The organism is Nocardiopsis halophila DSM 44494 (assembly GCF_000341245.1).
In the GTDB taxonomy this organism is placed as follows: Bacteria; Actinomycetota; Actinomycetes; order Streptosporangiales; family Streptosporangiaceae; genus Nocardiopsis_A; species Nocardiopsis_A halophila.
On sequence record NZ_ANAD01000056.1, the window covers coordinates 1 to 13,991 of the forward strand.

Sequence of the window (13,991 nt, forward strand, 5' to 3'; positions counted from 1 at the left end):
CCCCGGGGGCCACCCGCACCGATCGGGACCGGTACTCGGTGCCCAGCGCGCAGCCGAGCGGCGGGTCGGGGGCGCCCGGAAGGCGGGTGCACCGCCCGTCCGGCCTGAGCAGCAGCGGGGGGACGTGGCCGGCGTTGCTGTACCGGATCCGGCCGACCGCCGGGTCGTGCACCAGGTAGCACATGGTGGCCATGCTCTCGGGCAGGAACGCGGACATGTAGGCGTCCAGCCGGTGGGCGATCCGGTCCGGGCGGCCGCCCTGGTCCAGGCAGGCGGCCCGCAGCACGGTGCGCAGCTGGGCCATCACCATGGCCTCGTCCGGCCCGTGCCCGGCCACGTCCCCGATGACCAGGGCCGACGTCGCCGTTCCGGGCACGGTGAACAGGTCGTACCAGTCGCCCCCGGCCTGGTTGCCCGCGACGGTGGGCCGGTAGTCCACGGCCGCCTCCAGCGGGGTGAGGTCGATGCGCTCGGGCAGCAGGCCGCGCTGGAGGCGCATCGCGGAGGCGTGCTCGTCCTTCAGGCGGGCCCGCAGCCGACGCTCGCTGTCGCGGCCGGGGCACACCGGCGCCGGCTCCGTCCGCCGCCGGTCGGGCACGAGCCGGATCTGGACCGCGCCCTCGGCGTCCCGGACCCAGGGGGCGCGGGCGCCGAAGCACCGGAAGCGGCGCCCGGGACCCCCGGACGACTCCAGCCTGCCGGGCAGCGGCGCCCCGGAGCGGGACCAGCGCCAGAGCGCCTCGGCGAGCACGCGGGGGTCGCCGCCGGTCAGCGCGTACAGGTCGGCGCCGACCCGTGCGCCCGGGAGGACGCGGTACAGGGCGGCGTTGGCGCCCAGGACCCGCCCGGAGACCGACACCAGCAGCATGGGGTCGGCGACGGCACGGGTGATCGCCGCGAAGACGGCCCCGTCCTCGGCGGTAACGATCGCTTCGGCGGTCACCGGCGCCCGGCGCCGAGGCAGGGCGGGAGCGGAGCCTCTGCGACAGGGTCGCCGCCGAAGTACTCCTCGCCTCCGGCCTCCGCGCCCCGGCCCGGGCGCAGGTGGACGACGATCAGGCAGCGCAGGCCGCTCTCGGCGATGGTCTCGGGCAGGTCGACCCTGGCATAGCCGGTGTGCTGGGCGGTGACGGTCCCCACCAGCCCGGAGGTCATGGTGCACAGCGCCCGGTGGCCGACGATCCCCTGCCCGAAGGGGCAGGAGTTGTTGCCGATGACGATCCGCTCCTCGTCGGCGGAGACGACGTGGAGGTCGCCCTCGATCCGCCGGTACAGGTCCACCAGGACCGCGGTGGCCTGCTCCCCGTCCAGGCGCCCCCCTTCGAGGCCGCGGGTGTAGATGTCGCCGATGGCGTCGCCGACCCGCTGGGCGGCCAGCCCGATGTGCCCCGCCGCCTCCTCGGCGCCCACCACGTACTCCAACGACTCCGTCAGCTCGGTGAGCAGGCTGCGCAAGAACGCTTCCCGGGTGACCGCCGCCACAGCGTCCACGTCCATCTCGTCCTCCCCCGTATCCGATCGGGACCGCCGTCTGTGCCGTCGTCGGGCAACGCGCGGGGTGCAACGGAGGCGGCTCCGGTACCGCAGATGAAGACGAGCGTACGGCGCCGGAGCGGGAGGGCGCAGCGATTTCCGGACTTTTCTCCCACCCGCTCCTGACGCCGCCTCGCGGCCGCTGACCGGCGCATTCAGCGGATGCGGAACCGCTTCATCAGCCGCGCACCGGTGGTCATCAGGGCCGCCACCTTCTCGTAGTCCATCCCGGGCGGGCCGCCGAAGCCCATGTAGTGCTGGCTGGCGATGGTCTGCGGCTCGGTGAAGCGCAGCAGCCCCTCGTCGCCGTGGCGGCGGCCCAGCCCGGAGCGCTTCATGCCGCCCATGGGGCCGCCGTAGCTGGCCCAGGCGGCGGCGAAGCCCTCGTTGATGTTGACGGTGCCCGAGCGGATGCGCTCGGCCAGGCGGCGCCCGCGCGCGGTGTCGCGGGTCCACACGCTGGCGTTGAGCCCGTAGTCGGTGTCGTTGGCCAGGTCCACGGCCTCGTTGTCGTCGCGGTAGCGGTAGACCGCGACCACGGGGCCGAAGGTCTCGCCCCCGCAGGCCTCCATGGCGGGCTCGACCCCGGACATGAGGGTGGGCTCGTAGAACAGCGGCCCCAGGTCGGTGCGGGGGCGGCCGCCGGCGAGGATCTCGGCGCCCTTGTCGCGGGCGTCCTCCACGTGCTGGACCACCCGGTCGAACTGGCGCTGGTAGGTGAGCGAGCCCATGTCGGCGCTGAAGTCGAAGGCGGTGGACAGCTCCATGTTCCGCACGGCCTCGGCCAGGCGGGGCACGAAGGCGTCGTAGACCCCGTCGTGCACGTACATCCGCTCGGTGGAGATGCACAGCTGCCCGGCGTTGCTGAAGCAGGCGCGCAGGGCGCCCTCGACGGTCCACTCGATGTCGGCGTCCTCGCACACGATCATCGGGTTCTTGCCGCCGAGCTCGGCGGAGCAGCCGACGAGGCGTGCGGCGGCGCGCTGGGCGATGGCGGCCCCGGCGGCGCTGGAACCGGTGAAGGCGACGTAGTCGGCCTGGTCGACGAGGGGGTCGCCGATCTCGGAGGGCTCGCCGATCACGGGGATCCACAGGTCCTCGGGGACGCCGGCCTCGGCGAGCAGGTCCATCGCCCACAGGGCGGTCAGCGCGGTCTGGGTGTCGGGCTTGGCGACCACGGCGTTGCCGGCCAGGAGCGCGGGCACCGCGTCGCTGACCGGCAGGGCCAGGGGGTAGTTCCAGGGGGTGATCACCGAGACGGCGCCCTTGGCCTGGTGGTTGACGTAGGCGCGGGTGGCGCCGGGGATGGCGCCGGGGACGCGGCGGCGGTTCAGCAGGCGGGGGGCGCGGCGGGCGTAGTGCAGGGGGCCGGCGGCCGCGTCGTAGACCTCCTCGAAGGCGTGCCGCCGGGCCTTGCCGGTCTCCAGCTGGATGATGTCGAGGATCTCGCGCTGGCGGTCGAGCACCAGGTCGTGGAAGCGCAGCACGGGGGCGGCCCGCTCGGCGGGGGTGAGCTCGGCCCAGGAGCGCTGGGCGGCGCGGGCGCGCTCGAAGGCCTCGGCGACGTCCTGGGCCGAGGAGACGGGCAGCTCGGCCAGGGGCTTGCCGGTGAAGGGGGCGTGCGTGGTCGCCGTGCGCCCGGTGGTGCTGTGCACGCGGCCGGTCAGGCGGGCCAGCAGCGCGGGGTCCAGGGCGGGGGGCTCTGCGGTGGTTCGCGTGTCGGTACCCATGCGGGGAGCATAGTTCGGCGCACCGCCCCTGACTACCGTTCGGTAACCGCGTACCCCTCCGGGTTGCGCGTCTGCCACCGCCAGGCGTCGGCGCAGGCCTCGGCGATGGACAGCTCGGTCTTCCAGCCCAGGTCGCGCAGGGCCGCCGAGGGGTCGGCGTAGCAGGCGGCGATGTCGCCGGGGCGGCGGCCGACGACCTCGCGGGGCACCGGGACCCCGGTGGCCTCCTCGAAGGCGCGGACCGCCTCCAGCACCGAGGTGCCCTGGCCGGTGCCCAGGTTGTAGACGCGGTGGCCGGGGGCGTCGTCCAGGTGCTCCAGGGCGGCCACGTGCCCCCGGGCCAGGTCGACCACGTGCAGGTAGTCGCGCACCCCGGTGCCGTCGGGGGTGGGGTAGTCGTCCCCGAACACCCGCAGCGGGCCGCGGCGCCCGGCGGCGGCCTGGGCCATGTAGGGGAAGAGGTTGGCGGGGACGCCGCGCGGGTCCTCCCCGATGAGCCCGCTGGGGTGGGCGCCGATCGGGTTGAAGTAGCGCAGCGACACCGCGTGCAGGCGCGGGTCGGCGGCGGCCGCGTCGTCCAGGATCCGCTCGGCGAAGAGCTTGGTGGCGCCGTAGGGGTTGGTGGCCGACAGCGGCATGTCCTCGGTGATGGGCACGGTGGCCGGGTCGCCGTAGACGGTGGCCGAGGAGCTGAACACGATGCGGCGGACCCCGCGCCCGTCCATCGCCTCGCACAGGGTCAGCAGCGCGTCCAGGTTGTTGCGGTAGTAGGCCAGCGGCCGCTCGGTGGACTCCCCGACCGCCTTGAGCCCGGCGCAGTGGACGAGGGCGTCGGGGCGGTGCTCGTCGAAGGCCCGCTCGACGGCGGCGCGGTCGGCGCAGTCGCCCTCGACGAAGGGGACGGAGCGGCCGGTGATGCGCTCGACCCGGCGCACCGCCTCGGCGCGGCTGTTGTACAGGGCGTCGAAGAGCACCGGTTCGTGCCCGGCCGCGGCCAGTTCCACCGCGGTGTGGGTGCCGATGTACCCCGCTCCCCCGGTCAGCAGGACCCTCACGTGCCTCTCCCCTCGTCCGGTCGCCCACCAGCATATGCGCGCCCCGCGCCGGACGGCGGGCGCGGCGCGCCCGCCCCCCTAGAGCCGGGGGTCCACCGGTTCGGACTCCAGGGCCAGCACCCCGAACACCGGCGCGTGCACCCGGTCGAGGGGCTCGCCGCGGGCGTGCCGGGCCAGGGCCTCCAGGCCCAGCCGGTGCTCGCGCAGGGCGAGCGAGGACTTGCGGCCCAGGCGGCGGTCGCGCAGCCCGGCGAGGCGCTCGGGGCGCAGGTAGCCGGGGCCGTAGACGATGCGCAGGTACTCCGGCCCGCGCACCTTGAGCCCCGGCTGGGCCAGGCCCTTGGCCCCGGCCGCCTCGGCGCCGGCGAAGGGCTTGACCACCATGCCCTCGCCGCCGGCCGCGGTCAGCCCCTCCCACCAGCGGACGGCCCCGGCGACGGCGTCCGGGTCGGTGGCGTCCACCACCAGGTAGCGGGTGGTGCGCACCAGCGGGCAGTGCTCGGCCAGGGCCTCGGTGAAGCGCATGTGCCACAGGTGGTCGCGCCCGGTGAACACGGCCCCCTCGGCGGCCAGCACCGCGAACGGGGCGTAGCGCAGGCCGGCGGCGCCCTCGGTGGGCCAGGTGTAGCGGCGGTAGACCGCGCTGAAGGCCTCGGTGTCCTCGCGTGCGGCGGCCACCCGGCCGGGCAGGCCGCCCAGGTCCAGGCCGCGCCCGGCGGCGCGGTCCAGCGCGGCGGCGGCCGCGGGCAGGGCGGCGCGGGCGGCGGCGCCCACCGCGGCGTACTGCTCCCGGATGAGCCCCTCCGCCTTGGCCGACCAGGGCAGCATCTCCCCGTCGAGGGCGACCCAGTCGGTGCCGAGCCGCTCCCAGGCCCCCGCGGCGGTCAGTCCGGCCCGCAGCTCCTCCAGCACCTCCTTCTCGGCGGCCGGGTCGGCGAAGAAGGGGCGGCCGGTGCGGGTGTAGACGGCGCCGGGCGCCCCGGGCACGAAGCGGCGCGCGGCCGCCCCGGCGTCCCGGCACACCACGGCCACCGCCCGCGAGCCCATGTGCTTCTCCTGGCACACCACCCGGTCCACGCCCTCGGAGCGGTACCGCTCGAAGGCCTCCTGCGGCCGCTCCAGCAGCGCCGGGTCGGCCGAGGTGGGCGCGGGCGCCATGGTCGGCGGCAGGTAGAGCAGCCACCGCGGGTCGGCGGCGTAGCGGCTCATCACCTCCAGTGCGGCCAGGGCGTTGGCCTCGGGGACGCGCACCCGCCCGTGGGCGGTGTCCACGGCGGCACCGGGGGCCGGGGCCTCCACCACCCCGGGCGCGGCGGGCCCCGGGGCCGGGGCCTGCGGGCGCAGCGGCCGGGTGGGCTCATACCAGGTGGCGTGGGCGCCGACGGCGACGGTCTCCCGCTCGGGGTAGCGCAGCGCGGTCAGCCGGCCGCCGAACACGCAGCCGGTGTCCAGGCACAGGGTGTTGTTGACCCACTCGGCCTCGGTGGTGGGCACGTGGCCGTAGACGACGGCGGCGCGGCCGCGGTACTCGGCGGCCCAGTCGTGGCGGACGGGCAGCCCGTACTCGTCGGTCTCGCCGCTGGTGTCCCCGTACAGGGCGAAGGAGCGCACCCGCCCGGAGGAGCGGCCGTGGTAGGACTCCTTGAGCCCGGCGTGGGCGACGACCAGGCGCCCGCCGTCCAGCAGGTAGTGCGAGACGAGCCCGTCGCAGAACTCCAGCACGCGGGCGCCGAACCCCTCGTCCTCGGCGTCGAGCTGCTCCAGCGTCTCGGCCAGGCCGTGGGAGCGCTTGACGTTGCGCCCCTTGAGGGCGCGCACCAGCTTGGCCTCGTGGTTGCCGGACACGCACAGCGCGTCGCCCGCCTCCACCATGCCCATGGCCAGGCGCAGCACCCCGGGGGAGTCGGGGCCGCGGTCGACCAGGTCCCCGACGAAGACGGCGGTGCGCCCCTCGGGGTGGCGGGCGCCGACCGCGCGGCCCTGCGCGTCGCGCTCGATGCCGTAGCCCAGCACGTCCAGCAGCTCCTCCAGCTCGGCGCGGCAGCCGTGCACGTCGCCGATGACGTCGAAGGGGCCGGTCAGGTCGCGCTTGTCGTTCCAGGACCGCTCGGGGACGACCCGCGCGGCGGCGATCTCCTCCTCACCGCGCAGCACGTGCACGCGGCGGAAGCCCTCCCGGTCCATGCGCTTGAGGTCGCGGCGCAGCTCGCGGCGCTGGCGGGCGACCACCCGCGGCGGCAGGTCCCGGTCGGTGCGCTCGGCGTTGCGCCGGTTGGCGGTGCCCTCGGGGACGTCCAGCACGATCGCCGCGGCGGGCAGGTCGTGCTCCTTGGCGATGCGCACGAGCCGCGCGCGGGAGTCCTTCTGCACGTTGGTGGCGTCCACCACGGTGAGCAGGCGCCGCTGGAGGCGCTTGCCGACGATGGCGTTGAGCACCTCGAAGGCGTCGCCGGTGGCGGCCAGGTCGTTCTCGTCGTCGCTGACCGCCGCGCGGCAGGCGTCGGAGGAGACGACCTGGGTGGGGCGGAACCAGCGGGCGGCGGTGGTGGACTTGCCGGAGCCGGAGACCCCGACCAGCAGCACGAGCCCGGCGTCGGGCACGCGCAGCACACGCTCGGAGCTCATCGGGTGAACACCCCCATCTGGGTCGGCGGTCCGGTCGCGGTGTCCTCGGGGCCGACCGGCAGCAGGCGCACGCGGTAGCCGTGTTCGGCGGCCACCCGTTCGGCCCAGGCCGCGAACGCGGCCCGGGTCCACTCGAAGCGGTGGTCGGGGTGGCGCATCCGGCCCTGGGCCAGGCCCGGGTAGTGGACGTTGTACTCGGCGTTGGGCGTGGTGACGACGACGGTGCGGGGCGCGGCGTCGCCGAAGACGACGTGCTCCAGGGCGGGCAGCCGCCAGGGGTCCAGGTGCTCGACGACCTCCATCAGCACGGCGGCGTCGTAGCCGCGCAGGCGCGGGTCGCGGTGGACCGCGGAGGCGCAGAACAGCTCCAGCCGGGCGCTCTCGCGCTCGGACATGCGGTCGGTGCGCAGCCGGCGGTGGGCGGCGGCGACCGCGTCGGCGGACGGGTCGGCCCCGGCGACGCGAGTGAAGGCGGCGTCGTCGAGCAGGCGCCGCACCAGCGCGCCGGCGCCGCAGCCCAGGTCGAGGACGGTGCGGGCGCCCTCGGCCTTGAGAGCGCTGAGCACCGCCCCGGCGCGCCGGTCGGCCAGGGTGGGCTCGCGCTCGCGCGCCTCCTCCTCGGGGGGCCGCTCGGGCGGCTCGTGCTCGGGCAGGTCCTCCAGGGCGCCCAGGGCGTCGAGGCGGGCGGAGGCCTGCCGGGCGAGGTGGCGGCGGCGCGCCAGGTAGCGGGAGGTGATGCGGGGGCGCTCCGGGTGGCCGGCCAGCCAGCCGCCGGCGTTGCGGAGCAGCTTGTCGACCTCGTCGTCGGCCACCCAGTAGTGCTTGGCGCCGTCCATCACCGGCAGCAGCACGTACAGGTGGGACAGGGCCTCGGACAGCCGCCGCTCTCCGGTGAGGGTCAGGCCGATGTAGTGCGCGTCGCCCCAGCCGGGCAGGCCCTCGTCGAGCGGGACGGGCTCGGCCTCCACCCGCCAGCCCAGCGGCTCGAACAGGGCGCGGGCCTCGTCGGCGCCGCCGCGGCAGGGGACCGCGGGCAGCGACAGGGTGAGCGGCAGGGCGGCGGCGGCCAGGTCGGGCCGGGCGTCGCAGCGGCCCTTGAGCGCGGTGCGGAACACGTCCCCGATCGCGACCGACATCAGCGAGGAGGCCGCGTAGGGCCGGTCGTTGACGTAGGAGGCCAGTGCGAAGGAGGCGGCGCCGGCGTGCGGGCGGGCGCGCCGCAGCCGGTCCGGGTCGACCTCCAGCAGCAGCGCCGCCGTGCACGCCTCCGGGCCGGCCTCGGGGTAGAACACGTGGGCCGTGCCGTGGGCCTGCGCGAAGGACTGCACCCGGTCGGGGTGCTTGTGCAGCAGGTACCCCAGGTCGGTGGCGGGCCGGAATCGGGCGGTGATCGTCAGAAGCACGGTCCGAGTGTGGCCCACCGGGTGCGGGCGGAGCGACCGGATTTTCCCGCGCAGGGTTGGCCGCCGTCCGCCGCGGGGACGAATTCCCACGTCAGGGGGTGCACGCCGCGTTCTCGCGGGTGCTGCTGAGGGGGGACCGTCCGATGCGTGCCGTCGCCGTCGCCGAATTCGGCGCCGTTCCCGAAGTGATGGACCTGCCGGCGCCCGTGCCGGGGCCCGGGGAGTTCCTGGTGCACCTGCGCGCGGCGGGGGTGAACCCGTTCGACTGGAAGGTGGCCGAGGGCCTGCTGCGCGGCGCCGTCCCGCACGCCTTCCCGCTGATCCTGGGCAGCGACGGCGCCGGGACGGTGCACTCCGTCGGCCCGGGGGTGACCGCCTTCCGGCCCGGCGAGCGGGTCTACGGCCAGTTCCTGCGGCTGCCCCGGGGGCTGGGCAGCTACGCCGAGTACGCGCTGGCCACCGAGGAGGACGCGGTCGCCCGGATGCCCGAGCAGATGCTGTTCACCCGGGCGGCCGCGGTGCCCACGGCCACCATGACCGCCTACGGGCTGGTCGAGGCGGCCGGGGTGGACACCGGGCAGAAGGTGCTGGTGGTGGGGGGCACCGGCGGGGTGGGCCAGTCGGTGGTGCAGTTCGCCCGGGACCGGGGGGCGACGGTGCTCGCGACCGCCGCCGGGGACCGGTCCCGGGAGTGGATGCGCCACCTGGGCGCCTCGGAGGTGCTCGACCCCGGACCGCTCGCCGAGCGGCTTCTGGAGCTGTGCCCGGACGGGGTGCACACGGTCATCGACCTGGTACACGGCGCCGAGGGGGTGGCCGAGCTGCTCCCGGCGGTGCACCGCCCCGGCGGCACGGTGGCCAGCACGCTGGGGGCGCTGGACCCCGAGGAGCTGCGCGGGCGGGGCATCACGGGGATCAACTACAGCAACCGGGGCAGCGCCCGCCTGCTGGCGGTGCTGGCCGACCTGATCGGCGCCGGCCGGCTGCAGGTGCACATCGACCACGAGGCCCCCCTGGAGGAGGCGCCCTCGGCCCTGGCCCGCCTGCGCGAGGGCGGGGCGCGGGGCAAGACGGTGCTGCGGATCTGAGCCGGGAGCAGGGGCCGGGGGCTAGGGCATCGCCTCCGGGCCCGCGATGATCAGCGGGTCCCGCGGGCTGTCGGCGTCCAGGGAGAAGGGGCGCCCGTCCGTGGTTCCGGCGAACGGCAGGTCCTCCAGCAGGGCCCCCTCCACGACCAGGGGGCGCCGCTGGCGGGAGGCGTCGGCGAAGGACAGGTCCAGCACCGCCCGGTACCGCCCGTCCGGCAGGTCGGCGGGGACCACGGCGGAGAAGTGCGCCCCGTCCACCGCGGCCGGGGCGCGGGTGGCCGCCCCCGTCTCCGGGTCGGTGAGCACCAGTTCGCCGGCGGCCGCGGGGACCGGGAAGGGGCCGGACAGGCGCAGCCGCCCCTCCCGCCACTCGGCGCCGGCCACCACCGGCGCGGTGAGCCCGGCGCGCAGCACCGCCCAGCCGGGGCCGTCGTGCTCCACCGCCACGGCGCGGTCCGGCCCGGTCTGCTCGGCCCCCTCGGCCTTGTCGCCCTCCAGGGCGACCCGTGCCTCCACCCGGCCGTCCAGCACCAGGGCGCAGTCCCACAGCTCGGAGCAGTCCGGCCCGCCCGGCGCGGCGCGCCGCTCATCGAACCCCTCGGTCAGCGCGTCGAGGGGCACCCGGGCGGCGAACCGGCCCTGGGTGCGGTCGCGCTCCATGGGCACATCCAGGACCGCGTCGCCGGGGCGCCGGGTGATGCGCAGCCGGGCCCGGTCGGGGACCTCGGCGGCGGCGCGGCCGGTCAGCTCCAGCCCGCCGCCGTCGAAGCGGTGCCCGTCGATGCGCGCCCGCAGCGGGTCGACCACCAGCACCAGCCCGTCGCCGCGCCACTCGGGCCGCACCCACACCCCGGGCTCCACCTCGGCGGCCCAGGGCCGGCAGGCGGCGCCGGGCCCGGGGGCGGCCAGCCGGGCGCGGCGGCTCACCCCGCGGTTGACCGCCCACAGGTCGACGTGCCACTCCCCCGGCCGCCAGGTGCCGTTGGCCTTGAGGTCGCGCGCGTCCAGCCGCAGCTCGTAGCCGCCCCAGTCGCGGCGCGGGGTGACGGTGCCGCGCGGCAGGTCGAAGGCGTTGGCCGGGCGGGCCCAGGCGCGCACCCGGGCCTTGGCGCCCGTACCGCGGTTGACCGCGCGGGCCCGCAGGTACTGGCGGAGCCGGCCGTCGGGCGGCAGGAACCCCAGCCGCAGCCGCCCGCGCACCGCCAGCCGCGGGCCGTCCCAGCGCGCCTCCTCGGCGCGCTGGGAGATGTCGAGTTCGGAGTCGAGCCGGTACAGGGCCTGGGGCACCTCGGCGAGGGGGTCGTCGTGGAAGGGGTAGTCGGCGTACCAGCGGGTGCCGTGGCGCACCGCGTAGGCGTGCGCGCGCAGCCCCTCGGGCCCGGCCTCGCGGGCGAAGGCCAGCAGCCGCTGCAGCTCGTCGGGCATGTGCCGGCGGACCAGGTACCAGGCCAGGCGGTCGAGCACCGGCAGCCGGCGCAGCACCCGCGGGTCCACGGTGTCCAGGTAGGAGTTGGCGACCTCGGCGAAGGCGCCCAGGCCCTCGCCCCCGCCCTCGTCGGCGGCCCGGCGCAGCGCGCGGGCCAGCACCCCGGTGAGCGCGTGCGCGTCCCAGTCGCCCCGGTCGGCCGGCCCGGCCTCCTCGGCCACCGCGCCCGCGGTGGCCCGCACCACGGCGAACAGCTCCTCGGGCGGGGCCTGGTCGGCCGCGGCGGCCGGGTCGGGGCCCAGCACGAAGCGCCCGGTGTGCACGTCGACCGCCGTGGCGGCGTAGTGGGCGGGCACCACCAGGCGCATCTCGGCGGCGCGCCCGTCGTGCTCGGGGAAGGCCAGGCGCTGGGACTCCCAGAAGGCGCGGCGCCACACCTTGCCGGCGGCCGAGTGGTCGCCGAGCAGTTCGGGGCGCTCGCTGATGTGCGTGCCCAGCACCGGCGCCCGGGGCACCGACGGCGCTGCGGCGCAGTGCGCGGCCGTGGCCAGGTCGGCCCCGGAGGCGCGCAGCCCGTTGACCATCGCCCCCAGGGCATAGGGCGGGAGCCGGTCGGCGGCGTCGACGAAGGCGAGGAACTCCCCGGTGGCGCGGGCGGCGCCGGCGTTGCGGGCCGCCCCCGGTCCGGGGCCGTCCGCGGCCTCCACGACGACGGTCTCCACACCGGCGAGGGTCTGCGCCGCGATGGAGCGCAGGCACGCCCGGGGGTCCTCGCGCCGGTCCCCGGTGCCCGCGACGCACACGACTGCGCTGAGTACGGCCACGTCTGCAGGTTAGGACGCGGCCCCGGGGGCCGTCCCGGACGACGGGCAAAAGTCCGACAAAGGACCACGAAGCCCGCCCGGGCGGCCCTCAGGTGGCCAGGTCCTCGGGGACCACCTCGGGCGCCCCGTGCTGGGCGGCGTCGGCCTCCTGGTCGGTGTCCTGCTCCTGGGCGGCCCGCTCGGCCTCGATGCGCTTGCGGTAGTACTCCACCTCGCGCTCGACCTGCTCGGAGCTCCAGCCCAGGGGGCCGGCCATCAGCGCGGCCGCCTCCGGGGCCGCGGCGATGCCGCGGTCCCAGGTCTCGATGGCCGCGCGGGTGCGGCGGGCGAGCACGTCGTCCAGGTGGCGGGCGCCCTCGTTGCGCACGGCGTAGACCACCTCGGCGCGCAGGTAGTCGTCGGCCCCGGCCAGCGGCTCCTTGAGGTCGGGGTCCTCCTTCATCAGCGCCAGCACCTCGTGGACGAGCGAGCCGTAGCGGCGCAGCAGGTGCGCCACCCGGGAGGGGTGCAGGTCGGCGTCGCGGGCCAGGGAGCGGCGCTGGTTCCACAGCGCGGCGAACCCGTCGGCCCCGGCCAGCGGCAGCCGGTCGGTGACCGAGTCGGGGATGCGCCCGTCCAGGCCGTGCGCGACCGCGTCCACGGCGTCCTGGGCCATCACCCGGTAGGTGGTGTACTTGCCGCCGGCGATGAGCACCAGGCCGGGCACCGGGTGGGCCACGGTGTGCTCGCGGGAGAGCTTGGAGGTCTCGTCGGACTCCCCGGACAGCAGCGGCCGCAGCCCGGCGTAGACCCCCTCCACGTCGTCCCGGGTCAGCGGCACCCGCAGCACCCGGTTGACCTCGTCCAGCAGGTAGTCGATGTCCCGGCGGCTGGCGGCCGGGTGCGCCTTGTCCAGGTCCCAGGAGGTGTCGGTGGTGCCGACGATCCAGTGCCGCCCCCACGGGATGACGAACAGCACGCTCTTCTCGGTGCGCAGGATCAGCCCGGAGGAGGCCTGGACGCGGTCGCGCGGCACCACCAGGTGGATGCCCTTGGAGGCGCGCACGTGGATCTGGCCGCGGCCGCCGACCATCTCCTGGATGTCGTCGGTCCACACCCCGGCGGCGTTGACCACCTGCTTGGCCCGGATCTCCAGCTCCTGGCCGGTCTCCAGGTCGGTGGCGCGGGCGCCGGTGACGTGCTCGCCCTCGCGCAGGAAGGAGGTGGCCTGGACCCGGGAGGCCACGTGGGCGCCGAGGCCGGCGGCGGTGCGCAGCACGGTGAGCACGTAGCGGGCGTCGTCGACCTGGGCGTCCCAGTACTGGACCGCGCCGACCAGGGCGTCCCGGCGCAGCGCGGGGAAGACCCGCAGCGCACCGGAGCGGGTCAGGTGGCGGTGGTGCGGCAGCCCGCGGGAGGTGCCCATGGTCAGCGACAGGGTGTCGTACAGGGCGACGCCGGCCCCGATGTAGGGGCGCTCCCAGTGGTGGGAGAAGGGGAAGACGAACGGCACCGGGCGGACCAGGTGCGGGGCGATGCGGTGGAGCAGCAGCCCGCGCTCGGTCAGGGCCTCGCGGACCAGTTCGAAGTCGAGCTGCTCCAGGTAGCGCAGGCCGCCGTGGATGAGCTTGCTGGATCTGCTGGAGGTGCCCGAGGCGAAGTCGCGGGCCTCGATCAGGCCCACCTTCAGCCCCCGCGCCACCGCGTCCAGGGCGGTCCCCGCCCCGACGATGCCGCCGCCGACGACCAGGACGTCCAGCTCCCCGGTCCCCATGCGGGCCAGCCCCTCGGCCCGTTCCTCCGGTCCCATGCGCGTGGTGGCCGCCATGTGTCCGCCTCCCGACTGGCTCGCGCCGACGCTCCCTGCCCTCATCAGGCTAACCCGGGCCCCTCGCGGGGCCCGGGTGACACACGGCGCGGCCGTCGGGCGCGGGTCAGCGGTGCGGGTTGACGACGACCTCGACCCGCTGGAACTCCTTGAGGTCGGAGTAGCCGGCGGTGGCCATGGTGCGGCGCAGCGCTCCCAGCAGGTTCATCGACCCGTCGCCGGCGTGCGCGGGGCCGTTGAGGATGGCCTCCAGGTCGCCGACGGTGCCCACGTGCACCCGCTCGCCGCGGGGCAGCTCGCCGTGGTGGGCCTCGCTGCCCCAGTGGTAGCCGCCGCCGGGCGCCTCGGCGGCGCGGGCCAGCGGGGAGCCGACCATCACCGCGTCGGAGCCGCAGGCCAGGGCCTTGGCGATGTCGCCGCTGCCGGTCATCCCGCCGTCGGCGATGACGTGCACGTACCGGCCGCCGGACTCGTCGAGGTAGTCGCGGCGGGGGGGGGGC

General features: G+C 76.4%; 9 protein-coding genes and 1 pseudogene (1 of these 10 running past the window's edge). 1 reads left to right on the forward strand and 9 read right to left on the reverse strand.

Annotation, left to right across the window (positions count from 1 at the left end; genetic code table 11):
• The 6 genes from D450_RS0106980 to D450_RS0107005 all read right to left on the reverse strand — a co-directional run.
• Positions 1-943, reverse strand: a 943-nt coding sequence (locus tag D450_RS0106980) for a PP2C family protein-serine/threonine phosphatase (protein ID WP_017537958.1), incomplete at its 3' end; no start/stop codon positions are given.
• Positions 940-1,497, reverse strand: coding sequence for a methanogen output domain 1-containing protein (locus D450_RS0106985; RefSeq protein WP_017537959.1), 558 nt, complete (start codon positions 1,495-1,497; stop codon positions 940-942). The genes D450_RS0106980 and D450_RS0106985, both read right to left, overlap by 4 nt.
• Before the next feature lie 191 nt (positions 1,498-1,688).
• Positions 1,689-3,263: a succinic semialdehyde dehydrogenase gene (locus D450_RS0106990; RefSeq protein WP_017537960.1), complete on the reverse strand. Its 1,575-nt coding sequence runs from the start codon at positions 3,261-3,263 to the stop codon at positions 1,689-1,691.
• 32 nt (positions 3,264-3,295) lie between these two features.
• On the reverse strand, positions 3,296-4,318 hold the full coding sequence (gene galE / locus D450_RS0106995) for a UDP-glucose 4-epimerase GalE (RefSeq protein ID WP_017537961.1): 1,023 nt from the start codon (positions 4,316-4,318) through the stop codon (positions 3,296-3,298).
• A 78-nt stretch (positions 4,319-4,396) separates the two neighbouring features.
• Positions 4,397-6,943, reverse strand: coding sequence for a polynucleotide kinase-phosphatase (locus D450_RS0107000; protein WP_017537962.1), 2,547 nt, complete (start codon positions 6,941-6,943; stop codon positions 4,397-4,399).
• Positions 6,940-8,346: a 3' terminal RNA ribose 2'-O-methyltransferase Hen1 gene (locus D450_RS0107005; RefSeq protein WP_026128424.1), complete on the reverse strand. Its 1,407-nt coding sequence runs from the start codon at positions 8,344-8,346 to the stop codon at positions 6,940-6,942. Before D450_RS0107005 ends, D450_RS0107000 begins: the two co-directional genes overlap by 4 nt.
• A gap of 143 nt (positions 8,347-8,489) precedes the next feature.
• On the opposite strand from D450_RS0107005, the gene D450_RS0107010 reads away from it, so the two are divergent.
• Positions 8,490-9,434, forward strand: coding sequence for an NADP-dependent oxidoreductase (locus tag D450_RS0107010; protein WP_026128425.1), 945 nt, complete (start codon positions 8,490-8,492; stop codon positions 9,432-9,434).
• Between the two features lie 21 nt (positions 9,435-9,455).
• On the opposite strand, the gene D450_RS0107015 is transcribed toward D450_RS0107010, so the two are convergent.
• The 3 genes and pseudogenes from D450_RS0107015 to D450_RS29660 form a co-directional block, all read right to left on the reverse strand.
• On the reverse strand, positions 9,456-11,684 hold the full coding sequence (locus D450_RS0107015; protein WP_241483085.1) for a glycosyltransferase: 2,229 nt from the start codon (positions 11,682-11,684) through the stop codon (positions 9,456-9,458).
• Between the two features lie 88 nt (positions 11,685-11,772).
• Positions 11,773-13,491 carry a glycerol-3-phosphate dehydrogenase/oxidase gene (locus tag D450_RS0107020; RefSeq protein WP_017537966.1) on the reverse strand — a complete coding sequence of 573 codons (1,719 nt, stop codon included), beginning with the start codon at positions 13,489-13,491 and terminating at the stop codon, positions 11,773-11,775.
• A gap of 106 nt (positions 13,492-13,597) precedes the next feature.
• Positions 13,598-13,991 (reverse strand): annotated as a pseudogene (locus D450_RS29660) (GuaB3 family IMP dehydrogenase-related protein) (it continues 670 nt past the right edge of the window).

Coding starts and splice junctions, on each gene's coding strand:
- D450_RS0106985 (WP_017537959.1), bottom strand. CDS start 1,497: ATGGACGTGGACGCTGTGGCGGCGGTCACCCGGGAAGCGTTCTTGCGC.
- D450_RS0106990 (WP_017537960.1), bottom strand. CDS start 3,263: ATGGGTACCGACACGCGAACCACCGCAGAGCCCCCCGCCCTGGACCCC.
- D450_RS0107000 (WP_017537962.1), bottom strand. CDS start 6,943: ATGAGCTCCGAGCGTGTGCTGCGCGTGCCCGACGCCGGGCTCGTGCTG.
- D450_RS0107010 (WP_026128425.1), top strand. CDS start 8,490: ATGCGTGCCGTCGCCGTCGCCGAATTCGGCGCCGTTCCCGAAGTGATG.
- D450_RS0107020 (WP_017537966.1), bottom strand. CDS start 13,491: ATGGCGGCCACCACGCGCATGGGACCGGAGGAACGGGCCGAGGGGCTG.